Source organism: Streptomyces sp. NPDC006551 (assembly GCF_040611675.1).
Taxonomy (GTDB): domain Bacteria; phylum Actinomycetota; class Actinomycetes; order Streptomycetales; family Streptomycetaceae; genus Streptomyces.
In genome coordinates this window covers 72,244-95,551 of record NZ_JBEXOT010000024.1, presented here as the reverse complement: position 1 = coordinate 95,551, position 23,308 = coordinate 72,244, and the positions used below count along the sequence as shown (strand labels likewise).

At 68.6% G+C, this 23,308-nt stretch carries 10 protein-coding genes and 1 pseudogene; 5 read left to right on the top strand and 6 right to left on the bottom strand.

The window, feature by feature from the left end; all coding sequences use genetic code 11:
* The first annotated feature begins 25 nt into the window (after positions 1 to 25).
* Positions 26 to 766, top strand: a complete 741-nt coding sequence (locus ABZY12_RS21585; protein ID WP_356892638.1) for an NIPSNAP family protein — start codon at positions 26 to 28, stop codon at positions 764 to 766.
* Positions 767 to 834: 68 nt separating this feature from the next.
* Here the strand turns inward: ABZY12_RS21585 and ABZY12_RS21580 are convergent, their stop codons facing one another.
* Both ABZY12_RS21580 and ABZY12_RS21575 read right to left on the bottom strand, forming a co-directional pair.
* Positions 835 to 1,728 (bottom strand): GNAT family N-acetyltransferase, encoded by an 894-nt coding sequence (locus ABZY12_RS21580; protein ID WP_356892636.1) that lies wholly within the window; start codon positions 1,726 to 1,728, stop codon positions 835 to 837.
* 229 nt (positions 1,729 to 1,957) lie between these two features.
* Positions 1,958 to 4,368: pseudogene (locus tag ABZY12_RS21575) on the bottom strand (immunoglobulin-like domain-containing protein); the annotation flags it as partial.
* A 527-nt stretch (positions 4,369 to 4,895) separates the two neighbouring features.
* On the opposite strand from ABZY12_RS21575, the gene ABZY12_RS21570 reads away from it, so the two are divergent.
* The 3 genes from ABZY12_RS21570 (at position 4,896) to ABZY12_RS21560 (ending at position 8,432) form a co-directional block, all read left to right on the top strand.
* Positions 4,896 to 6,350 (top strand): family 43 glycosylhydrolase, encoded by a 1,455-nt coding sequence (locus ABZY12_RS21570; protein WP_356892665.1) that lies wholly within the window; start codon positions 4,896 to 4,898, stop codon positions 6,348 to 6,350.
* 53 nt (positions 6,351 to 6,403) lie between these two features.
* Positions 6,404 to 7,822 (top strand): family 43 glycosylhydrolase, encoded by a 1,419-nt coding sequence (locus tag ABZY12_RS21565; RefSeq protein ID WP_356892663.1) that lies wholly within the window; start codon positions 6,404 to 6,406, stop codon positions 7,820 to 7,822.
* Between the two features lie 235 nt (positions 7,823 to 8,057).
* Complete coding sequence (locus tag ABZY12_RS21560) at positions 8,058 to 8,432, top strand: VOC family protein (RefSeq protein WP_356892634.1); 375 nt, start codon at positions 8,058 to 8,060, stop codon at positions 8,430 to 8,432.
* Positions 8,433 to 8,544: 112 nt separating this feature from the next.
* On the opposite strand, the gene ABZY12_RS21555 is transcribed toward ABZY12_RS21560, so the two are convergent.
* Positions 8,545 to 9,000 carry a hypothetical protein gene (locus ABZY12_RS21555; protein ID WP_356892632.1) on the bottom strand — a complete coding sequence of 152 codons (456 nt, stop codon included), beginning with the start codon at positions 8,998 to 9,000 and terminating at the stop codon, positions 8,545 to 8,547.
* A gap of 68 nt (positions 9,001 to 9,068) precedes the next feature.
* Positions 9,069 to 16,904, bottom strand: a complete 7,836-nt coding sequence (locus ABZY12_RS21550; RefSeq protein ID WP_356892661.1) for a polymorphic toxin-type HINT domain-containing protein — start codon at positions 16,902 to 16,904, stop codon at positions 9,069 to 9,071.
* A 656-nt stretch (positions 16,905 to 17,560) separates the two neighbouring features.
* Between ABZY12_RS21550 and ABZY12_RS21545 the strand changes: the two genes are divergently transcribed.
* Positions 17,561 to 20,686 (top strand): DNRLRE domain-containing protein, encoded by a 3,126-nt coding sequence (locus ABZY12_RS21545; RefSeq protein WP_356892630.1) that lies wholly within the window; start codon positions 17,561 to 17,563, stop codon positions 20,684 to 20,686.
* Between the two features lie 122 nt (positions 20,687 to 20,808).
* On the opposite strand, the gene ABZY12_RS21540 is transcribed toward ABZY12_RS21545, so the two are convergent.
* Together ABZY12_RS21540 and ABZY12_RS21535 are read right to left on the bottom strand one after the other, a co-directional pair.
* Entirely contained in the window at positions 20,809 to 22,476 is a 1,668-nt protein-coding gene (locus ABZY12_RS21540; RefSeq protein WP_356892628.1) for an ADP-ribosyltransferase domain-containing protein, read from the bottom strand.
* A gap of 124 nt (positions 22,477 to 22,600) precedes the next feature.
* Complete coding sequence (locus ABZY12_RS21535; RefSeq protein WP_356892626.1) at positions 22,601 to 23,269, bottom strand: macro domain-containing protein; 669 nt, start codon at positions 23,267 to 23,269, stop codon at positions 22,601 to 22,603.
* Between the last annotated feature and the right edge of the window lie 39 nt (positions 23,270 to 23,308).

Sequence of the window (23,308 nt, the reverse complement as noted above, 5' to 3'; positions counted from 1 at the left end):
GGAGAGCACCGAACAGGAGTCCGCTGTGCCACCCACCGACCTCGTCGGCCCGCCCGCCGTGATCGAGCTTCGTCAGTACACGCTGCGTCCCCGCCGGCGCGACGAGCTCATCGAGCTGTTCGACCGCGAGTTCGTCGAGACCCAGGAAGAAGTGGGCATGAGCGTGCTCGGCCAGTTCAGGGACCTCGACGACCCCGACCGCTTCGTCTGGCTCCGCGGATTCCGGGACATGGAGACCCGCCACCGCGCGCTCACGGACTTCTACGGCGGCCCCGTGTGGGCCGAGCACGGCCCCCGGGCGAACGCCACCATGATCGACTCCGACGACGTCCTCCTCCTGCGCCCCCTGCCGGTCGGAAGGGGCTTCAGCGCCTCTCCCTCCGAGCGGTCCCCGGTCGGCGCTGCGGCACCGGACCGGTTCGTGGCCGCGACCCTGTGGTCCTTCGCGCCCGGACGAGACGAGGGCGTCGAGCTGATCCGGGACGGTCTTCTGCCCGTGCTCCTGGAGACCGGGCCCGCGCCCCTGGCCTTGCTGACCACGGAGCACGCGCCCAACACGTTCTCGAGGCTGCCGGTCCGTACCGGCGAGAACGTCGCCGCGATCTTCACCTCGTACCCCGACGAGGACGCGCACCGCCGACACCTCGCCGAGATCCAAGCCCATCCCCACGCACGGGACGAGGTCCTGCCGAGCATCGAGCGAGAACAGACATCGGCCCCGCGGCCGCTCCGGCTGGCGCCCACCGGCCGCTCGCTCATCTTCTGACTCCCGGGCTGGCGTGGTCGTGGGAGTGTGCCCAGGGGCCGGGGCCCCTCCCCGACGGATCTGGCCCATCAGCAGGGGGATCTGGAAGGAACGCCCGAGGCATCCCGGTATCGGTCCCGAACCTCGGGGCGTTGCTGGAAGCCGGCTGACCTGTAGGTGGCGACGGCGCCGACATTGGAGCTCGGCGTGCAGACGAGCGCGCTCGACGCGCCCAGGTCCTGGAGCGCGGCCGCCGCGGCGACGGTGATCGCCTCGCCGTAGCCGCGACGGCGATGAGCCCGGTGCACGCCCATCGGTTCGAGCAGCCCGGGCCTGCCCGGACCCGCGGACCAGACCGTCACCGCCGCCACCGCGTCGCCCTGGTCTCCGTACGCGACCAGACACCGGGCGTCGGCGTACGGCAACCCGGCCGCCATCGCGTGCCAGCGCTCGTCCGTGAACCTCGACCCGTCGAACGCCGCCCGATGTACGGCGGCGTACACGTGCGCCTGCTCCGGCCCGACCACCTCGATCCGTACGCCTGGGTCACGCACCGGGTCCGTGAGGTCGCGGCGCAGCGGCGTCCACGGCTCGTCGGTCCTCCAGCCGTCCTCGGCCAGTAGATCGTGGACCAGTGCCCCCGTCGGCGCCTCGATGTTCGCCTTCCCCTCGGGCAGCACGCCGCGCTCCGGCTCGGTCACGTCGTCGACCAGACGCCGCGCCAGCTCCTCGTCCCGCTGAGCGTCTGGCGCGATCGTCAGCCGCAACAGCCCGGGACCGTCCAGCAGTCCGACGGCGAGTGTCCGTCCGTCCCGGTTCCACGTCCGGACCGCCGCGGCGGTCGCTTCCGCACCCGACCGCCAGAACCAGCCCAGGTCCCCCGGATGCAGTTGCATCGGCGCCCCGTCGTACTGCCACTCCCGCAGCACGCCCACAGCCTCGCTCAGTCCGTCGACTCCCGGCTTGCCCAACACAATCGCCATGTCCCCGATCACACACCACCGCATCGACAGTCCGCACCCGGTTTTCGACCGGCCGGCACGGCGTGGGTTCGGGGACTCGGGAAGGCAGCCGACGCGCGAAGAGACACGGCCTCGGCGGCCGGGTGCCGACGGAGGCGCCGTCGTCGTCCGTGACCGTGATCACCGGACGGTGACTGCCGGGCGCGGTGTACGTGGGGTGCGTTCCGCAGACGGATCCGGCGTCCCCGGCCACGGAGACGGGGCGCTCGACGCCGTCGACGTACGCGGCGAACACCGTTCCCGGCAGCACCGGGGCGTCACCGACGGCCGTCGTCACGGAGACGGACTCGACGGGCTCGACGGACTCGACGAGCCGGGGGCCGGCTGATAGGCGCGCAGCAGCCGGTCGTACTCGCGCTGCGTCACCGGCAGGACCGTGCCATGCCGGGGCTTGGCGGGAAGGTCGTAACCGGTGGACGGCGTCCAGACGCCGGAGGCGAGGTCCGTCGACTCGAACGGGAGGTAGCCGCGGCCCCCGAACTCGTCGAGGAAGAGGTACCACTTCTCCTCGGTGTTGGACTTGAATACCAGCGGTCCCTCGGCGGCGCTCATCACCCCCTTGCCGATGCCCTCGGCGACGAAGTCGTAGGACAGGTCGAGGATCGAGTCGCTCTTCTCGGCGAAGACGAACTTGCTGTACGGGGTGGAGGAGCTGTTGTTCCGCTCGTCCTTGGAGAAGCGGTGGTACCGGCCGTCGTGCCGGATCATCGTCGAGTCGATGACCGAGTAGCCGCGGTCGATCCAGACCTTCGGCTCGCTGAAGGTGCGGAAGTCGCGGGTGGTGGCGTACATCATGCGGTTGTACGTGGTGCCCGAGTGCTCGGCGTTGTCGTACAGCTTCGATGCCCAGAAGACCACGTACGCGCCGAGCTTCTCGTCGTAGAAGGCCTCCGGCGCCCAGGTGTTGCCGGCCGCGTCGGGGGAGACCCTGACGAGGCGCTGGTCGGTCCAGTGGACCAGGTCGGTGGACTCCCAGACCATGATGGACTTGCTTCCGGTGCGCTGGGCGGCGTCCCAGTCGCCGTTGCCGTAGATCCGCAGGTCGGTGGCTATCTGGTAGAACTTGTCGCCCTCGGGGGAGCGGATGATGAACGGGTCGCGCAGCCCCTTCTCGCCGAGCGTGGAGGTCAGGACGGGCTTGCCGTCGTTCAACTCCCGCCAGTTCAGCGGGTCGTTGCCCTTGCTGAGCGCGGTGTGGAGCTGCTCGCCGTCGGCGGTACCCTCGCCGGTGAAGTAGCTGAACATATAGCCCTTGAGGGCTTCCCTGGCGGGGAGTTCGGGCACCTTGGCGGTCAGGACGCGGGTCGCCGCGGCCCTGCCCTTGGTGACGGTCGCGGTCAGTTCGACGGTGGTGCCGCCGGCGCCGTGCGCGGGTCGGTGGACCACACCGTCGGCGGAGACGACGGCCGGCTTCGCCGAGGACCAGGTGACGCGCGTGCCGTACGCGCCGCTCGTGGGCAGCGTCAGGTTGCCGCGTACGTCGTCGAGGTCGTGGACGGTCAGCGCCTTGGCCGCCTCCCTGGCGGCGGTGGCGTCGTCGAACATGGCGGGGACCGTGACGTCGAAGGTCTTGGTGTCGGTCACGGTTCCCTTTCGCAGCGTCGCGGTGAGCCGCGCGCGGCCGTCCGGCCGACCGGCGGCGGGTCGGGTCACGGCGCCGGTGGCCGACACCACGGAGGGCGTGTCGCTCGCCCAGGTGATCGCGGAACCGCCCGTCGTGCCGGTGGTCGGAAGCGTCAGGTCGGCGACGACGGCGCCGGTGTCGCCGAGGCTGAGCGCGGCCTTGTCGTCGGCGACTCCCTTGGCGGCGACCGGGAGGGAGAGCTGTTCGACCTCCGGCCTCGCCAGCGCGCGGTCGTACACCCGGAAGTCGCGGATGCGGCCCTTGAAGAGCTTGTCGCCGGGGTACACCGACCTGCCGATGTGGTTGGCGGTGGTCATCCCGGAGCCGATGGAGCCGGGGGTGAGGGTGAGGGCCGTGTTGCGGGCCACCTCCACGCCGTCCTCGTAGAGCACGCCCGTGGAGCCGGTCTGTGTGTACGTGACGTGCTTCCAGACGGAGCGGGCCAGGGCGCGCCCCGGGGAGGGCTGGGTGGTCTGCTCCGTCGACCAGTTGCCGGAGGCGAGGGAGGTACGGAAGGTGTCGCCGGTCGTGAAGAGGTAGCCGTTGCCGGCGGTCCCGCTGGTGTTGCCGAAACCGTAGAGGAAGTACGGGGTGGCCTGGGCCGCGTCGATCCGGACGTCCATCGAGACGGTGATCGCGGTCATGCCGCGCAGGAGGTTGTCCGGCACCTTGACGAAGGTGTCGGAGCCGTTGAAGCCCAGCCCCTCGCCGGTACGGGACCAGGCGGCGGTGCCGTTGACCGTGCCGTCGCGGCTGTTGCCGGAGGCGTCGGTCACGGTGGTGCCGGTGGGGGCGTCGAACTCGTACCAGAGAGCCAGGCCCTCGGTGATCTCCGAACTGCCGGTGACCTGCGCGCTCTCGACCGCGTGGGCGGGGGCGGCGGGGCCGGCGACGCTCAGGAGGATCGATGCGGCGGTGAGTCCCGCGAGATGTCCGGCCCGCCATTGCGCGCGGCTGTGTGGTCGTGCGGATCGCATCGTTTCACGTTCCCTTGCTGAGGGGGACCGAGGGGGAGTCGGGGCGAACCGGATCATCGGGGAACCGGAGAGCCGCAAGAGGGATGGCAGGGGCTCCGGCAGCGGGTGCCCTGCCGTCTCGACTGTGTGACGTCGCGCTGCGTGAGTCTCGATCGGCACGGAGCGCAGCGTCAAGAGGCGGAGGGAAATGTGCGACGGGTCGGACGACGTGTTCGGCCGGTCGTCGATAACCGCAGGTGGGACCGGTGTTGACGCTCTGTTCGACGTGTCGGACGCAGTCGTTCGGTGAGTGCGCGGTGTCCTTCAGGTGATCCGTCACCCGATGCCGATGCCGATGCCGATGCCGATCCCGTCGCAAGGAAACCTGTCTGAACCGTTGACGTGTACAGGTCGCGTACCTATGTTCTGGTCGAAGTTACGTACAACGTTCGACATTTCGAACGAACAGGGCCGGTGGCTGTCCGCTGCCCGCTGCCAGCTGTCGAAAGGGACTCGCTTTGTTCCGCACCCGCTACTGGATCACCCTCATGGCGGCGCTGCTCGTGATGCTCGCCCCGGTCGCCACGCAACCGGCCGCGGCAGCCGAGGGGCGTCCGTACACGAACCCCGTCAAGTCGCAGAAGGGCGCCGACCCCTGGCTGGAGTACTACAACGGCCACTACTACCTCGTCACCACCTCCTTCACCGGCGTGCTGACGATGCGGAAGTCGCCCACCCTGGCCGGCCTGTCCACTGCCCCCAGCGTCCAGGTCTGGAGCGACACCACCCCCACCCGCGACACCAACTTCTGGGCGCCCGAACTGCACTTCGTCGACGGCCGCTGGTACCTCTACTACTCCGCGGGGCGGAGCGGTGTGGCCTGCTGCGACTCCCAGCGCACCTACGTCCTGGAGAGCGCGGGCAGCGATCCCATGGGCCCGTACACCTACAAGAACCAGCTCACCGGATCGAACCTCGACCCCGGGGGCTGGCTCATCGACGCCAGCGTGCTGCGGCACGGCGGCAAGCTGTACCTGCTCGGCAGCGGCTCCGTCAACGGAAGCCGCCAGAGTCTGGTCATCGCCCCGATGAGCAACCCGTACACCGTCAGCGGTTCCACCTTCACCGTCATCTCCAGCCCCACCCTGAGCTGGGAGACCCAGGGCGGCACGGTCAACGAGGGGCCCGAGCCGCTCTACCGCAACGGCAAGACGTTCGTCGTCTACTCCGCGAGCGCCTGCTGGGGACCGGACTACAAGCTCGGCCGGCTGGAACTGACCGGCAGCAACCCGCTGCTGGCCTCCTCCTGGACCAAGAAGTCCACGCCGGTCTTCTCGCGGAACGACGCCGCGGGGGTCTTCGGCCCCGGCCACAACGGCTTCTTCACCTCGCCCGACGGCACCGAGAACTGGATCGTCTACCACGCCAACGACTCGGCCACCGACGGCTGCGACAACAGCCGCACCACCCGCGCCCAGAAGTTCACCTGGAACGCCGACGGCACCCCGAACTTCGGCGCCCCGGTCGCCCTCGGCACGGTCCGGCCCGGCCCGTCCGGAGAGACGGCGGCCACACCGACGGCGTACACGCTGGTGAACCGCAACAGCGGCAAGTGCCTGGACGTCGCGGGCGGCAGCACCGCGGACGGCACGAACATCGCGCAGTGGACGTGCAACGGCGGCGCCCACCAGAAGTGGCGGATCGAGGACCTCGGCGACGACACCAGCCAGCTCGTCAACGTCGCGACCGGCAAGGTCATGGACACGGCCGACTGTTCCGTCGCCGACGGCGCCGATCTGCGGCAGTGGTCGTGGCTGAACAACAACTGCCAGAAGTTCCGGCTCGTGCACACCGCCTCGGGCGACCACGTACGGATCGTCAACGAGAGCAGCGGCAAGGTCGCCGACGTCGCCGACTGCGGTACGGCGAACGGCGCCGACGTGCGCCAGTGGACCTGGCTGGACAACGCCTGCCAGCAGTGGCAGCTCAAGCCGACGGCGTGAGCGCGGTGACGGAGGAGCGGAAGACCGTGAGACGCGACATCTCGAGGGTGGTCATGGCGCTGTTCGCCGCACTGACCGTGCTGACCACCGGAACCCCCGCCCACGCGGCGGCCCCCGCCTCACCGGCGGTGACCTTCACCAACCCGGTCGCAGAACAGCGCGCCGACCCGCACATCCTCAAGCACACGGACGGCTACTACTACTTCACGGCGACCGTCCCCGCGTACGACCGGATCGTCATGCGGCGGGCCACCACCCTCCAGGGCCTGTCCACCGCCGCCGAGACCACCATCTGGAGCAAACACGCCAGCGGTGAGATGGGCGCGCACATCTGGGCTCCGGAGATCCACTTCATCGACGGCAAGTGGTACGTCTACTTCGCCGCCGGGTCCACCGGCGACATCTGGAAGATCCGGCCGTACGTCCTGGAGACCGGCGCGGCCAACCCGCTGACGGGCACCTGGACCGAGAAGGGCCGCATCGCCCTGCCGCTGGACACCTTCTCCCTCGACGCCACCACCTTCGTCGTCGGCTCGACCCGCTACCTCTCCTGGGCGCAGAACGACCCGGCCGTCGGCGCCGGCACCAACCTCTACCTGGCCAGGATGTCCAACCCCTGGACCATCAGCGGCAGTCCGGTGATGATCTCCCGGCCGACCCACGCGTGGGAGAAGGCCGGTCACACGGTCAACGAGGGCCCGGCGGTCATCCAGCGGGGCGGCAAGGTCTTCATGAGCTTCTCCGCCAGCGCCACCGACAGCAACTACTGCCTGGGCCTGCTGACCGCTGCCGCCGGCTCCGACCTGATGAACCCGGCTTCCTGGACCAAGAACCCGAACCCGGTCTTCACCAGCAACGCCGCGACCGGCCAGTACGGTCCTGGGCACAACACCTTCACCACGTCCGAGGACGGCAAGTCGGACGTCCTCGTCTACCACGACCGCAACTACAAGGACATCAGCGGCGACCCGCTCGACGATCCCAACCGTCGTACCCGCTACCAGAAGCTCTACTGGAACGCCGACGGCACCCCGAACTTCGGCATCCCGGTCGCCGACGGCGCCACCCCCGTCCGCTTCTCCTCCTTCAACTTCCCCGACCGGTTCATCCGGCACTGGGAATTCCGCGCGAGGATCGACGCGAACGTCACCACGCTCGCGGACTCCCAGTTCCGCGTCGTCGCCGGCCTCGCCGGCACCGGAACCGTCTCCCTCGAATCGGCCAACTTCCCCGGCTACTACCTCCGCCACAAGAACCACGAGGTCTGGGTCGAGAAGAACGACGGGAGCGCGACCTTCAAGAACGACGCCAGCTTCCACCGCCGTCCGGGCCTGGCCGACACGGCAGCCGGCGTCTCCTTCGAGTCGTACAACTACCCGGGCCGCTACCTCCGTCACTACGAACACCTGCTCGTGACGCAGCCTGCGGGGACGACGGCGGCCAAGGCGGACGCGACGTTCTACGCCCAGTAGGAAACGCCGTGCCGGCCGCTCCCGCTCCGGAGCGGCCGGCACCTCGGCGCCGTCCGGCTTTCAGGCGGATCACCTCCGCGGTGGTGCCGGCCACCGTACCCATCGGGGTGTACGGCGCCGCACTGGCCCAACTGGCTGTGGTGCTCCTCCTGCTGGTCTTCTGCGCCATCCTCGACAGGCGATCGCGCCTCTAGGGTGTGTGTCAGGGAAGTCCACCGATCGTCCTGGAGGTGTCATGCCCCTGCAAATGAAGCTGAGCGCGATCACGCTCGACTGCCCTGATCCGTTGGCTCTGGCGGCGTTCTATCAGCAGGCGACCGGCCTCGAACTCCACCCGAAGTCGGACGCCGAATTCGCCGGTCTCACCTGTGAGAACGGACTCTTCATCGGTTTTCAGCGGGTCCACGGCTATCGGGCTCCGAGCTGGCCTGGCCAGACCGCTCCCCAGCAGCTTCACGTCTGCTTCGACGTCGACGAGGACTTGGACAAGGCCGAGGCCCGGCTACTGGAATTGGGGGCGGGCAGGCCGGATCACCAGCCTCACGAGGCCGCCAGGGCGCGGGTGCTCACCGATCCGGCTGGGCATCCCTTCTGCATCGTCAGAAGCTGAACGCTCAGTTCCACAGCGGGGGTGACGCCCCGCCCACGCGACGAGCCCCTCCCGGCGCGGCCTGTGTCCAGGCCGGCCGGAAGGGGCTCGCGGTGTTTTCCTGTCCGGGAGATCAGTCGTAGTACCCGGGGCGTGCCAGAAGCACCGACTGGAAGTAGTAACCCTGCTCGTCGGTCTCGTCGGACGCCACGAACGGACGCCAGAGAGCGACCAGCAAGGACGGGGCGACGATGGTCCGCCCGCCCTCTTCCTCCTCCAGCTCCACGGACCTGCCGAGATTCTCCACGACGACGTCGGCCGGAAGTCCGAAGACGTCGATGTCGTACAGCTTCACCACATCATCGCGGTGCGGGCGGAAGACCTCGATCGCGTTCACGAGACCGTCGGACTCCAGGTGGGTGTGGATGGACAGGCCGCTCGCGTAGTTGGCCTGCCCGCGCACGGGTACCTGGGACGCCCCCGTGCCCTGAAAACCTTCCAGGGCACGGAGGGCTGACTCGGCGTCATCGATGCTCATCCCTAGAGCGACGGGTCCGACCCGGTCCGGGGGATCCACTTCGATGATCATCGTGACTCCTTCGTCTTCGTCAGTCTCACGGTCGAGGGCCGGCCATGTCCGGCTGAGACATTAGCGCATCATCCGATCTGGCTCGGCACGGTTCTCAGCGCCTGATAAACAGGGTTGTTCGCAAGCCCGGCCACCATTTGCGCGATGGCCCCGTCGTACTTCGTCCCGAAGCGGTTACGAATATCGTTGATATCCATCTGAATCGCTTCGTCAATTCGACCGGAGGCAATGAGTTCCGACTGCCACAGACGCCAGGCCTTCGCCGCACGGGAACTACCCGTGGAGTAGACCGCCCGGTGGTCCAGGTAGTCCATCTGCAGGGCGGGACCGGTCGTGTAACCGAAATGGACCTCGGCCACCGAAGCCGGCGGCACGTGGTTGATCTCGGTTCCCGCGACGTTCCGTCCGTCGGCGCCCTTCAGCTCCTTGTACACACCGCCCTCGTAGACGTGACCGGCATTGGCCCGGTTCTGTCCGCCGGGACCGCAGTTGTGAACGAGGACCGCGGTGCCGGCCGACTGCACGTAGTACGTGTGCAGGTCGGAGACGGTCAGGTTGTGGACCGTGGCGGCCTGGGCGGTCCACCGCTGGACCGCGGTGACCTGGACGTACGTACCGGTGCCGGTCTGCAGCCACTCACCGGCCCTCAGGTCGGTGGCGTCGATCCACTCGCCCAGCTCGGGGACCCAGAAGGGGTGGCCGTCGGTCGCGGTGACCAGGGCCGTCTTCGAGCCCGCCTTGCCGTCGGTGTCGATGGTGACGGTGACCAGGTGCTTGAGGCCCTGGCCCTTGATCTCCGCGGTGACCGTCTCGACACGGGTCTCCCCGGTCTTCGGGTCGGTCGCGACGACCTTGTCGCCTGCCTTGACCTTCTCGATCGCCTTGACGGAGCCGTCCGCCATCAGCACCTTCGTGCCGGGCACGAAGCTGTTGTCGACCGGGCAGGAACCGCCGTCGGCCTTCCCGGAGCCGCCGCTTCCGCTGCTGCCTCCGTTGTTACGGGAGGAGCCGCCGGAATTGCCGCCGGGCTTGGAGGCCTTGTGATTGCCTCCGCCTCCGGAGCCCTTGCCTGCGTGGGAAGAGGACTTGGGCGCCGCCTTGGCCTGAGACTGCTTGTGGACGGGGTTACCCGTCTTCCGCTTCGCGGCGGCAGCCGCGTCGGCCTTTCTCTTGGCGGCCTCGGCCGCCTTCTTCTTCGCTCTCTGCGCGGCCTCCTTCTTGGCCTTCTCGATGGCGGCCTTCTTGGCCCGTAGCGCGGCCGCTTCGGCGGCCTTGGCCGCCTTCAGCACGGCTTCGGCCGCCTTCTTCGCCGCCTTGAACGCCTGGATGGCGTCGATGGTGCGGTTGACGGCCTTCAGGACGGACGGGATCTTGCCGAGCTTGGTCCACGGGATGGCCCCGATGATCAAACTGCCGCAGGACCACATGTCACCGCCGAAGCAGGCCATGGCGTCGTTGATGCCGATGAAGTCCTTCAGCGTCTCCCAGGCCACGGAGAGGATCACCGAGGTCAGGGACTTGCCCATGGTGGCCTGCGCCTGCGCCACCTGAGCCGCGGACAGACCCGCGCCCGCGAGGGCCGCCGCCTTCTCCGAGGCGGTCAGGGTGATCGCCAGACCGGTCGGGTCGGAGTACGTGACCGGGTTGTTGTGCGCGTAGACGTAGCCGTTCGACTGCAGGGTGTCGTTCAGATCGAGCACCGGGTCGGCGGACAGGAAGCGTCCGACCACCGGGTCGTACAGACGGGCGCCGAGCGGCGTGTAGCCGGAGGCGTCGTCCCTGGTCTTGCCCAGGAACCCCTTGTGGGTCTGCAGGTTGGCAGCCGTGGTGCCGCGCTCGTTGCCGAACGGGTCCTGCTTGCGGATGCGCACCGACATGGCGCCGTAGAGGGCGACCTCCGTGTACGCACTGCCCTGGTGGTCTCCGGTCTGGGCGACCAGGGCCTCCGAACCGGTGCCGTAGGCGTAGCGCATGACCGCACCACTGGGCGTGGGGTAGGTGCGCTGGGTGTTGACGAGGACGCCGCCCTGCTGGACGGTGACCTCGGCCTCGCCCAGGTACAGCGTCGCCTGCTTGCCCTTGACGGTCAGCAGACGGTTGCCGTCCGGGCCGTAGATGTGACGGGTGTCGTTCTGCGGTGCCCACAGCTGCGCGGACGAGGTGCCGTCACAGGTGGCCAGGACGATCGGCGTACCGCTGGCCGAGTTGGCGCCCTGCACCGCCACGCACAGGCCGGAGGCGATGTGCGTGAGCTGCCCCGCAGTATTCCGCTTCAGCTCCTGAGCGGCGGAACCGTCGCACTTCTGGATCTGGACCGCCGACCCGGCCGTGTTGGCGGCCGGCTGGAAGCACCAGGTGTCGTGGACCGTGAGCGTGCCCCGGTTGGGGTCCGTCTGCGGAGTCTGCGCCGTGCCAGGAGTCGGCGTGAACCTGAAGTTCTGCGCGACCGAGCTGTTGCACCCGTACAGCTGGATCGGCTGGCCGGCGACCGCCGCTCCCGACTTCAGGTCCAGGCACTTGTCGGCCAGGCCCACGTACGGGGTCTTGCCGCCGGTGCCCTGACCGGTGATCCGGTCGACCTGACCGTCGTGCGTCCAGGTCAGGCTCTGCTTGTCACCGTTCTGCAGGGACGTGACCGACTTGGTCTCGCCGGTCAGTTCGTACAGTCGCTCCGCCTCGGCCGTGACCTGCGCACCCGCCGGGGTGACGTACTTCTTCGTCACCTTGGTGAGGGTGTGCGGCTGGCTGCCGTCGGCCTTGCCGTACGCGTACGTGCTGACGGCGTCCTTGGCGGTGTCGCCGGTGAGGTTCTTCTCGGTCAGCTTGGTGCGGTTGCCGAGGAGGTCGTACTCGTACTCCTGCCAGTAGCCGGAATCATCCTTGCCGGAGGCCACGTTGAGTGTGCCGTCGGTGTTCTTCGGGCCGGTGCAGGCCGTCTGGTCCTTGGAGGTCCAGGCCGACTTCAGCTGACCCAGCGGGTCGTAGGCGAAGCACTGGCGCTCCTCGATCCCGACGGACTTCTCCTGGATCGAGGTGACGTTGCCGGCCGGGTCGTAGGAGTACGCCCGGTTCGAGACCAGGTTCCCGCCGACGACGGAGTTGTCCGCGCCCGTACCCGACTTCTCGCGGTAGACCAGCTGCTCCTTGAGCTCACCGCTGCCCTCGTCGTACGAGTTCTGCGCCCACACCCGGTACGGCTGAGCGCCCAGGGTCGAGCGCATGACCTGGCCGTACGCGTCGTAGACGATCTCGGAGCCGTACCAGTCCTTGCCGGAGACGGAGAGCGGCTTGCCGTCCTTGTTGTAGCGGACGACCAGCTTCTCGCTCGCCAGTTTGCCCACCGCCGGAACGATGGTCTCGTCCAGCATCCCCTTGTCGGAGTACTTGTACTCGTACGTGTAGTCCTTCGTCAGACCCCAGGTGTCGGCGATGGACTGCGGCAGGGACAGGGTGGTCGAGGTCGGCTGATAGTTGTTCGTGTAGCCGTTGATCTTCTGGGTGTACGCCAGGCCGTCGGTGTGCCGGGTGGCGGTGGCGGGCATGCCCTTGCCGCCGGGGACGGTGTCGTACGTGAAGTCGGCCAGAACGGTTCCGGTGGCGCTGCCCAGTCGCTGCTGCTTCGGACGGGACAGCTCGTCGTAGCCGTTCCAGACGGTGAGACCACGCGCGTTCGTGGTCGTCAGGAGGCGGTCACGGCTGTCGTAGGTGCTGCGCGTCGTGCCCGTGTCCGGGTCGGTCGCGCTCAGCTGACGACCGCGGTGGTCGTACGTCCACGACCACGGGTGGGCCGGGTCGGCGGAGCTGGTCGCCTTCACGATCTGGCCACGCGTGTCGTACGCGTAGCTCGTCGACGTGAAGCCGCCGGGTGCGGCGGGGTTGAACGTGTCCGTCCGCGCGGTGCGGCCGAGCGCGTCGGTGTAGACCCGGTAGGACGAGTCGCCCTCGGGGTTGATGATCTTCGACCAATCCTCGCCGTACTCGTAGCGGACGGCCCGCTCCGGGTACGCCTTCGACGAGGCCTCCTTGGTGACCGGGTCGACGTACTTCATGTACGGCGTCTCCTGGACCACGCGGCCCAGACCGTCGTACGTGTAGCGCGTGATGTTCGGGATGGCGGTGTCGGTGAGCGGCGTGAACAGCTCGCCCGGCTTCGCCTCCCTGGTCAGGTACGCGTTGTTGGTCTGCCACACCTCACCGGAGCTGTTGTACAGCGTGTCGGTGATGAGGTAGCCGGCGTTGTTGTCGGCCTCCTCCAGGGTCTGGCGCTCACGGCCCAGGCCGTCGTAGAGCGTGACGGAGGTCTCGATCCGGTCCTTGTGGCCACGCGAGTAGGTGGTGACGTACGGAGGCTTGCGGGTCTCGAGCGTCGGGTCGGCCGGGTCCGGCTCCGGCTTCGGGACCGTGTACTCGGCCCGGAAGTCCGGCACGGCACCCGTGGTCGGGGTGCGGCCCGGGGCCCAGGCCTCGGCGAGACGGCCCAGCGGGTCGTACTTCGCCTCGCTCACATGCCCGTTGGCGTCGGTCGACTTCAGCGTGACCGCCCGGCCCGGCTCCAGCTCCTGGACCTGGGTGTGGCCCAGGGCGTTGGTCTGGGTGACCTTGAAGACCTGCCCGGTGGGCGGGTCGAAGGCGATCGTGGACGACTTGCCGTCCGGGTCGGTCTTGCGGGTGACGCGGCCGAGGGCGTCGAAACCGTTGGTGCCGTCGGTCTGGAAGCCGGTGCCGTCGCCGTTGAGGGACCACGTCTCGGTGGCCAGAGCGCGGGTGGTGTCGGCGAGAGCCGCGCCGTAGCCCGTGCCGTCGTAGGCGGTACGTGTGCCGCCGGTGAGCGTCGAGAGGTCGGCCCAGTTCGCGCTCGCGCACGTCGTCGGCGAGTTCAGCACCTGCTTGGACAGGCCGATCAGGTTCTTGCCCGTCTGGTGCGTGTACTCGGACTTGGTGCAGGACTCGTCGCCGGCCCTGCCGGTGTCGCCGAGCGACTCCACCAGCGTCGGCAGACCGTACGTCGAGTCGTACGTCGTCAGCGTCTTGACCGTGCGCAGGGTGCGCGGGTCATCGGTGTTGGTGCCGGAGGACTTGGTGTACGCGATCTCCTCGGGCTCCGTCACACGCCAGGCGCGCAGCGGGGTCAGACCGTCGTCACGGTTGCGCTTCCCCAGCTCGGTGGCTTCCGGGATGGTGACGCTGCGGCTGAGCCAGTCGGTGTCGGCGTCGGTCGCGTTGGTGTACGCCAACTCCTCGGCGATGCGGCCGGCGAAGGCCTCGCGGTCGTAGACCGTCGAGCCGTCCGAGGCCTTGATCACGTTGCCGTGGACGTCCTTGACCGGGACGGTGTCGCCCATGCCCCGGAAGTAGCGGTTGACGGCCTTGGACCGCTTGCTGCCGATGGCGGGGTCCTCGGCACCGGTGAGCACCGTGGTCTGCTCGAAGCCCGCGAACTGCGAATAGGTCCGCGTGGACTTCTTGGTGAACTCGGATTCGGCGAGCTTCCAGCCGGCGTTCTTGTACTCGTACGCCGTCTTGGTGGCGTAGGCGCCGTCGACGTTCGGAAGCTCCTCGATGGACTCCACGACGTACTTGTGGAACCAGTCGATGTCCTCGACCTCGGGGTCCGGGTTCCAGTACGACGGGTAGCAGAGGCGGTTGTTCGCCTTCAGCGCGGCCGTGTCCGTCTTGCCGGGCAGCGTGCCGGTGGCGCAGTCGTTGGTCAGACCGGTCGGGTCGTTCGCGTCGGTCGGCTTGTACGTGACGACGGTCTCGCCGCCGTACTCGTTGATGACACGCGCGATGCGCAGCCGGGAGAAGCCCGGACGGTGCGAGTTGACCGCCTTGACGCGGTTGGGCATGTCCTCGGTGTTCGGCTCGAACCGGACCGGGTTCAGTGTCGTGCTGGCGTCGGTGGAGCCGTTGCGGGCGTAGCCGGTGCGCTGGACGGACTCCAGCCACAGGGCGGTGTTCGGGCCGGTCTTCAGCTCGGCGAAGCTCTGCTTCAGCTGGTACTCGTCCACGACCTGGCGGGCGGTGGTGTCGGTACGGCGCTGGGCCGAGGTCGTGATCTTGTCGAGGCGCTTGCGGGTCCAGAAGCTGGGACCGGCGTTCCAGCACTTCTTGCCGGCCTCACAGCGCAGGTCGGCCGGGGTGTCGAACCAGGGCCGGTAGTTGCCCGGGTCCTTCGACTTGAAGTTCTCCTCGGTGCAGGCGACCGTCCCGACGGTGTAGCAGCGCTCGGCGACGGTGAAGCCGATACGTGCCGGGGCCGAGGCGCTGAAGATGTTGTCCTTGCGCTGGCCGTAGTAGATGTGCGACAGGTATCCGTCGCGGTCGTAGACGACCGGCGCCTTGAAGTTGAAGTTACGGGCGTAGTAGTTCTGGTCCTTCTTCCACCACAGCGACATGGCGTTGCCGTGGATGTCCTCGACGTAGTCGAGGCTCCAGCGCCAGCCCTGGGTGCAGTGGGACGACTTCCAGTTCTCGGTCCCGGACCCCTGATAGCAGTCCTCGCCGGCGTGGTTGCCGTAGACCGGCACCGTCAGGACGGAGTCCGTGGTCGGGTCGTCGGCGGCGGTGCCGTTGTCGGACCAGCCCGGGAGCTTGTTCAGGCCGAAGTGGTACTTGGTGCCGTCCTTGGTCGTGACGATCCAGTACTCACCGTTGCGGGCGCCGTTGCCGGTCGCCTGGCCGGTGACGCGCTCGACCTTCGAGCCGTCGCCGTTGGCCGTGAACCACTTGCCCTTGGTCTCGTCCCACACCAGCTCGGTGGTCATGCCACCGAGGGAGAGAGTGGCGTTGTTCGAGCCCCAGCACAGGTCCGCGGTCTTGTGGGTGGCGTTGTTGGAGCCGGCCTTCTTGGAGTCCTGGCGGCAGTTGGCGTACGTACGGGTGATGGAGCCCGCGTTGTAGTCCCAGCCGTCACCGATCCAGGAGGCCTGGTTGTTCGTCGACGACGTACGACCGTCGACGGACTGCGAGGAGTAGGAGAGGGCGATCTTCGGCATCAGGCCGCCGGCGGTCTCCGGGACCTGCACCTGGTACGAGTAGGTGAAGGCACCCGAGGACGAGCCCGCCGACCAGGAGCCGGACGAGAGCAGCGGGGACGCGGTGAAGTCACCCGACACCGACGAACCGGTGTCGAGCAGACCGACCGCCGAACCGCCCGCCGCGTTGGCGGCCGGCTGGACGCCGTCGCGCAGCGAGGCCTTGGTGGGCTTCGACACGAAGCCCTCGCCGATCAGGCTCGACACCGGCACGGTGCCGGTGACGATCTTGCGGGTCTTCGCGTCCTTCGCCGCGGTGGACTTGGTGGGCGCGTCCTTCGCCGGCACCGTCTTCACGGTGGAGCGCAGGCGCGCGAAGCCGTCCGAGTCGTCGTTGCCGGACATTGGGGTGGCACCCGCGTCGTCCGCGCACTCGCCCTCGGTGGGGGAGGAGTAGACGCACTCGGGCAGGAGCATCAGACCGAAACGCTCGGCGGCGTTCGGGCCGTAGAGGTCGGCGAAGCCGGTCGTGTCGACGGTGAGCGCCACCTCGGCGGCCGGGTCGACGGTCTCCGGCGGCGTGACCTTCATGACCAGACCCGAGACACCGGCGTCCTGCGAGGTGGTCGTCGGGGCGAGGCCGACCTGCCAGTCACCGGCGACGGTGGCGGGGTCGGTGCCCGCGGGCACCCCGAGCGCGATCGGGAGACCGTTGCTGACCGGGACCGTGGTGCCCGGCTCGGTGGTCGCCGACAGGGTCGCGTTGCCGGTGCCCGACGTCCAAGGCGCGGTCGCCTTCGGGTCGTAGTTGTCGACCGGCACCTCGGGAGCCGTGGTCAGCGTCTTCTGCGCCTCGGCGTCTCCGTCGAGCTCGGTGCTCTTCGGGATGTCGGGCAGATCGACCGAAGTGGTCGTCTCCTCGCGGCTCATGCCCGGGCCGGGGATGGCCAGCGCCTGCCCGCCGAGGCTCGTCACCGTCAACGTCGAGGACAACAAAAGGACGATCGCCGTGCGGCTCAGCCGCCGGCGCCGCCGTTGTGACTCTGTCAGGGCTGGGCGTCCCCGCCCCAGCCATGACAGCGGACCTGAAGCACGCATGCGTGTCGACTCCCACCCTGGCAATTCAGACAACGGATGGTGTGGAAACACCAGAAGGCACACGCCTGTCTCAGGCGCGTGCGTGCGTACTGTCTGTCATGTGCGGTACACGGATCAAGATTGCCGTTTCTCGGTTGCGCGCCGTCCAAGTGATGTGCGTCACGCCTCAGTTCGCCACAGACGAAGCACCCGTGACGACGTTTCAGATACGTGCACCTATCCGGATTTCAGCGACTCTTGGGCGCCATAAATCGCCACAAGTCCACTACCGGCACGGTTGTCTGATAGGAGGTCAGAGCGGCCCGAGTGCGGGGGTAACGGATTCATAAAATTCCCATGTATGGACGCAGTGTGTCGGGTGTGTGATCGTGTGTGCGCTCTCTGCCCCGCGGTCGGCCGTCAGGGGCTGGTTGTGCTGTCCCCCATCCACCTGGTTCACACGGGAGTAGACCGCCGTGTTCGCGCCGCCTCGTTATCTCAGCCCCTTCGTGCGCACGCGCACGCGGCTGTCCTTGACCATCGGCCTCGTACTGGCCGCCCTCACCGCTGCCCTCCTGCCTTGGTGGCAGCCCGACTCCGCACCAGTGACGACCGCCCGCGGCAGGACAACCGACGCCGAGCAGGCCGCCACCGGACCGAAGGACGAGGCCACGGCGCTGGCCGAGGCCGCGCGTACGGGCAAGAAGGTCCTCGTCGACACCGCCACCACGGCCACCGCGCTGACCTGGGCGCTGCCCGACGGGAAGCTGCGCAGCCAGATCCACTCCCTGCCGCAGCGCGCGAAGAACGCCGCCGGTAGGTGGGCGCCGGTCGACAACAAACTCCAGCGCACCGACAAGGCACCGCGCGGGCTGGGTATTTCGGCCGTGAACGCCGTGTACCCGGTGCGATTCGCCGGCGGCGGCACCCAGGCGTCCCGTGCCGACCGCTCGTACGCCCGTGCCCCGCACCCCGGTGAATCGCCGCTGGCCGAAGTCGAGTTCGGCGGCCACACCATCACCTACACCTGGCCGGGCGCCCTGCCCGAGCCGGTGCTCGACGGCCCGCGTGCCCTCTACTCCGAGGTGCTGCCGGGGGTCGACCTGCTCCTGGTCGCGCGCGAGGAGGGCGGTTTCGGCCAGCTGCTCATCGTGAAGACGCCGCAGGCCGCCCAGCAGCAGGCGCTCAAGTCGGTCTCCTACGGTCTGCGTTCGGCGACCGCGACCTTCCGGCACGACGCGAAGAGCGACCGCGTGCTCGTCCTGGACAAGGCGGGCAAGGAGGTCGGCTCGGTTCCGACCCCGTTCGCATGGGACTCCAGCGGCCGTGACGCCGAGCTGCCCGAGAACGCCGTCGTCCGTACGTCGACCGCCACGCCCGCCGACGTCCTGAAGCTGTCCGGCCTGTCCGGCATGGAGCCCGGCGCCAGGACCGCCCAGCTGCCGGTCGACCTGGAGGGCGACGGGACCGGCACCGCGCGGATCGCACTGGACGTGGCCGGCAGCGGTCTGCTGTCCGCCCAGAGGGTGACGTACCCCGTCTTCATCGACCCGACGATCAACCCGGGCACCCAGGCGTGGACGCTGGTGTCGAAGCAGTACCCCAACTCCAACTTCACCAACGGCACCAACTACAACGGCGGCACCTCCGAAGCCCGCGTCGGCCACGAGAACGACACCGGCGTCACCGCCCGCTCCTTCTGGCGCATGGGCTTCGACTCCAAGATCAAGGGCGCCACCATCAGCCGCGCGACGTACAAGGTGCTCAACACCCACTCCTGGTCCTGCAGCACCCGTGAGTTCCAGTTCTGGCTGACCGGCTCCATCTCCTCCGGCACCACCTGGAACGCGCAGCCGTCCTGGTCCACGCTGCTGCAGAAGAAGTCCTTCGCGCACGGCTGGTCGACCTCCTGCCCCGACGACTACGAGGCCTTCGACGTGAAGGTCGCGGCCCAGAAGGCCGCCACCGCAGGTTTGTCGAACATCACCTTCGGCATGCGCGCCACCAGCGAGACCGATACCTACACCTGGCGCAAGTTCAAGGCGACCTCCGCCGTCATGGAGGTCGACTACAACCGTCCGCCGAACGAGCCCACGAGCGGAACGATCGCCGGCTTCGCCTGCGTCATCGGCGCCCCGGGCCGTACGGTCGGCAAGACCAACCTGGTCCTGAAGGCCTACGCCTCCGACCCCGACGGCAACCTCAAGGGCCTGCGCTTCAAGTTCTGGAAGGCCGGCACCACCGTCCCGGCCGGCACCCTGGTCACCAGCCTGTCCAGCGGCTGGGCCTCGACCACGATCCCGTCGACCTCCCTGGAGGACAAGGCCACCTACTACTGGGCCGTGCGCGCCGAGGACGCGGTCGGTGCCGTCTCCTCCTACTTCCCGGCCAACACCGCCGAGAACTGCGCCGTGACCATCGACGGCTCGGCCCCGCCGCCGCCGGTCGTCGACGAGGACACCACGCCGTTCAAGCGCGCCACCTCCGACGGCGCCACATGGGCGAGTGTGAAGTTCGGCCAGAGCGGCCCGATCACCTTCACCTCCGAGGGCGCGGCGAAGTTCCGCTACGGCTGGGAAGGCGTCAGCTACACCGACGTCACCGCAGTCAACGGCTCGTACACCGTGACCGATCTCAAGCCGCCGCACGCCGGCCCGAACTGGCTGCACGTCTTCGCGCTCGACGCCACCGGCAACGTCAGCGCCCGCACCGACTACGCCACCTATGTCCCGCCGCGTGACACCGCGGACGGTCCCGGCGACGTCGGCGGGGACGGGATCCCGGACCTGATGATCATCGACGCGAACGGCAACTTCTTCTCCTACCCCGGTGCCCCGGGCGGAGAGCTGTACGCGGGTCTGACCGGCTCCTACACCATCGGCGCCGACGGCAAGCCCGTCCTGGCCCCGAAGGCCCCCTGGTGGAACGGCACCAAGGCCGCGCTGATCGCCCACTACCAGGACGTCTTCCCCGCCGACGGTTCCACGGACCTGTTCGCGGTGGACCCCGACGGCACGTTCTACCTCTACCCCGGTGACGGCTACGGCACCTTCAACGTCGACGACCGGCTCGATATCCGCCTCCCGTCGAACGCCCCCGCGCCCTCGACGTGGACGCAGATGAAGGCGGTCGGTGACATCACCGGCGACAAGCTGCCCGACCTCGCCCTGCGCGCCGGCACCGCCTTCTGGGTGCTCTCCGGTTACACGGGCGCCACCTTCCAGTCCGCCATCCTCATGGAGGGCGCGGCCTGGGGCCCGCGTGACATCGTCAACCTCGCGGACATGAACAAGGACGGCACGCCCGACCTGCTGTGGCGCAACACCGAGAACGGCAACATGTACGTCCGCCACGGCAAGCCCGGATCCGTCGCCGGAAGCGTCAACCTCGACTCCCTCAAGCTCGCGGCGAACTCCCTCAACGGCGACGTGACCTTCGGCACCAACTGGACGGCCGCCAACGTCTCCACCGCGATCGGCATCCCGGACGTCAACGGCGACGGCATCCCCGACATCTGGGCCCGCTTCGCCTCCGACGGCCACATCAGCGTCTACCACCCGTCCACGACCAACACCAACGGACCGGTGAAGACGGTGCTGTCGGTCAACTGGAACGGCATCAAGTCCTTCGGCTGACAGGCCGGGCGACCTGACCGTCCGCATGGGTGAGCCCCCGGCGCCGTGAAGGCGCCGGGGGCTCACCCGACCGCAGTTCACCGGATGCGGCCCAGTGACCTGAGACTCTCCGGCTCAGGTCACTAGGACACCAACCCCTGGCCCTCCAGCTCGGTCAGCCGCACGGTGCACAGACCCCCGCGCTCGGCCTTCACCTCCGTCACCTTCAACTGCGTGCCCGGCGCGAGGATGTACTCCTCCTCGCCCGTGAACGCGGAGTACCTCCGGATCCCCACCGCCCGCGCCGGCGTCACCTCGAACAGGGTCCGCTTGCCACGACTCCCGAGGAACGCCCGAGCCACGCTCAACTCGGACGTACACGACGACACACCCCACCACGTCACCGTCCGCCCCTGCGGATACTGGGACCGCAGATCCAGGGCCACACCACGCCACAACGGCCGCGTCCGCGCCGGCAGCGCCGCCACCGCCGAGAACAGCAACCGCAGGTACGGCAGGTACGGCACCAACCGCTCCCGGTCCGGAGAACGCAGTACGGCGTTGATCTCTCGGTAGAACGCCGACTCACACGTGTACAGGTACAGCGCCGAGATCGCGTCGGCGGTCAGCCCTTCCCCGAGCACCCCTTCCCCGGACGACCCGCCCACGGCCTCCATCTCCGCGACCTTGGCCTCCCCGAACCGACTCGACCGCTCGATGTGCCGATCCAGATGCGCGAGCACCCGCGACACCGGCTCGACGGCCTTTCGGAAATCCATCAACGGCGTGTCGAACACCCCGGTGACGGGCGGCAGGACGAGCCCCTCGTCCTTGACGCTCGTGAGCCGCTCCAGATACAGCTGGTGCAGCTCCATCGTCGACGCGATGAACGCCCCCATCCGCTCCGCGACACCACCGTCCTGCGACCCGTCGGCCCCCGGCGTCTCCCGGTCCCAGCCCTTCCGCGGCAACCAGTCGACCGGCTCGGCCCCCACCGCCGCCAGGGCGTCGTTGACCTGCGCGAAGTGGTCACCCTCGCAGAAGATGTCCCCCTGCGCCGCCGGGTTCGCGTGGTCCAGGTGCCGGACCTCGACCCCCGGGTACTTCTTCTCCAGCCGCTGGACGACCCTCTTCAGGCTCCGGGGGTGCGCGCCCCACCAGGCGAACACGACACCCCGATCCTCCTCCTCGGCGTCCTGCTTCGCCCGAAGGATCTCCTCGACGATCTGCTCGGCCACGGGCCGCCAGAACGACGTGTGCCGATCGGTCGGCATCGCCCCGTCCGCACTCGCCGTGAGGGACGCGTTCAGCAGCAGCACACCCTGGGTGAGCATCGCCTGGAACCACTCCGGCGGCTGAACCGTGTCCTCCTTCTTCAACAAGGCGCGGATGTCGGCGATCGGCGTCTTCTTGACGATGCCGTACTTCCACATCGCGGCCGCCTTGATGATGCAGCGAATGCTGACCACCCGACCGAACTGACTGTCCTTCCAGTCATGGAAGGTGTTGTCGAACATCGCGATGCCGGTCGCGCTCTCCGCCCGCGGATACGGGTTCTGTCCGAAGACGATCACCTTCCACTTGTGCGGCGGATGCGGCTTCACCGCCTGGAACGTCAACTCGCGCACCGGAACCACCTCCGGGCTGCGCTTCGGACCGATGAAATCGGCGGCCCCCGGCTGTGCCTCGATCACCGGACCCAACAAAGGCAGCCACGGCTCACCACCACCGGTGAACAGCTCGGCCAACCCCAACGGGTCCCCGGCCGAGGAACCCGTCTGGCCCGCGGCCGGAACGTCGACATCACTCACGAGGGCGGAACTCCCAGGACTCGAACCGGACGCCCCCTCGGGCTCGCCGGCATGCTGAACGGATTCGACAAGGTCATCGCCGGCATCCCCGCCGGGTGCGGTGCCGGCCTGCGGACCGTGCGCGTCAGCGACGAAAGGAAGGCCGCTCCGGCACGTTGATCCGGACCCGCCGCGCGGACCCCGCCCCTTCGATGTCGTCGAGCTGCCCCAACACCGCGGCCCGCAACTCGTCGTAGTCGGCAAACCCGTGATCGTGGAACAGGGTGTATCCCGTCCACATCAGATTGGCGCACACCCGCGCGGGCACCCGACCTGTCCGCGCGCCCATCCCCACGAGCGCCACCGACCGGATACTGCCGGGCTTCACCCGGTTCTGCAGATGCACCGCCTGGAACGCGGCAGCGCATGCCAGCGCCACGTTCATGGTCTCGCTGACGTTCTGCGAGGACTGCCGCATGGTCGGCGTCGAGATCAGAAAGCGGGGAACGGCCGCCCCGGACGGGACACACACCGCGCTGCCAACCGGCAGGCTCCCGCCGAACCGATCACGGATCGCCCGCTGCACCCGCATCTGGATCCCGGCGCCGAGGTACCGCTTGACGACGGCGTCGACCCCACCGTCCATCCGGCCCCGCGCATTGGTGGGGGACACCCACGCGTCGACATCCACATCGAGAATGGAGCCCCGTCGGATCTCGACCTCGGGCGTGTCCGCGAACGCGGAACGCCAAGCCGCGACCACCTCGTCGTTGACATCGACCAGAACAACCCTCAACGTGCCCTCGGCACCCACGAGTCCACCCCTCTCGCACCATCTCTCGAACGCATCCGA

Coding starts and splice junctions, on each gene's coding strand:
- ABZY12_RS21580 (WP_356892636.1), bottom strand. CDS start 1,728: ATGGCGATTGTGTTGGGCAAGCCGGGAGTCGACGGACTGAGCGAGGCT.
- ABZY12_RS21570 (WP_356892665.1), top strand. CDS start 4,896: ATGGCGGCGCTGCTCGTGATGCTCGCCCCGGTCGCCACGCAACCGGCC.
- ABZY12_RS21565 (WP_356892663.1), top strand. CDS start 6,404: ATGGCGCTGTTCGCCGCACTGACCGTGCTGACCACCGGAACCCCCGCC.
- ABZY12_RS21560 (WP_356892634.1), top strand. CDS start 8,058: ATGCCCCTGCAAATGAAGCTGAGCGCGATCACGCTCGACTGCCCTGAT.
- ABZY12_RS21555 (WP_356892632.1), bottom strand. CDS start 9,000: ATGATCATCGAAGTGGATCCCCCGGACCGGGTCGGACCCGTCGCTCTA.
- ABZY12_RS21550 (WP_356892661.1), bottom strand. CDS start 16,904: ATGAGCCGCGAGGAGACGACCACTTCGGTCGATCTGCCCGACATCCCG.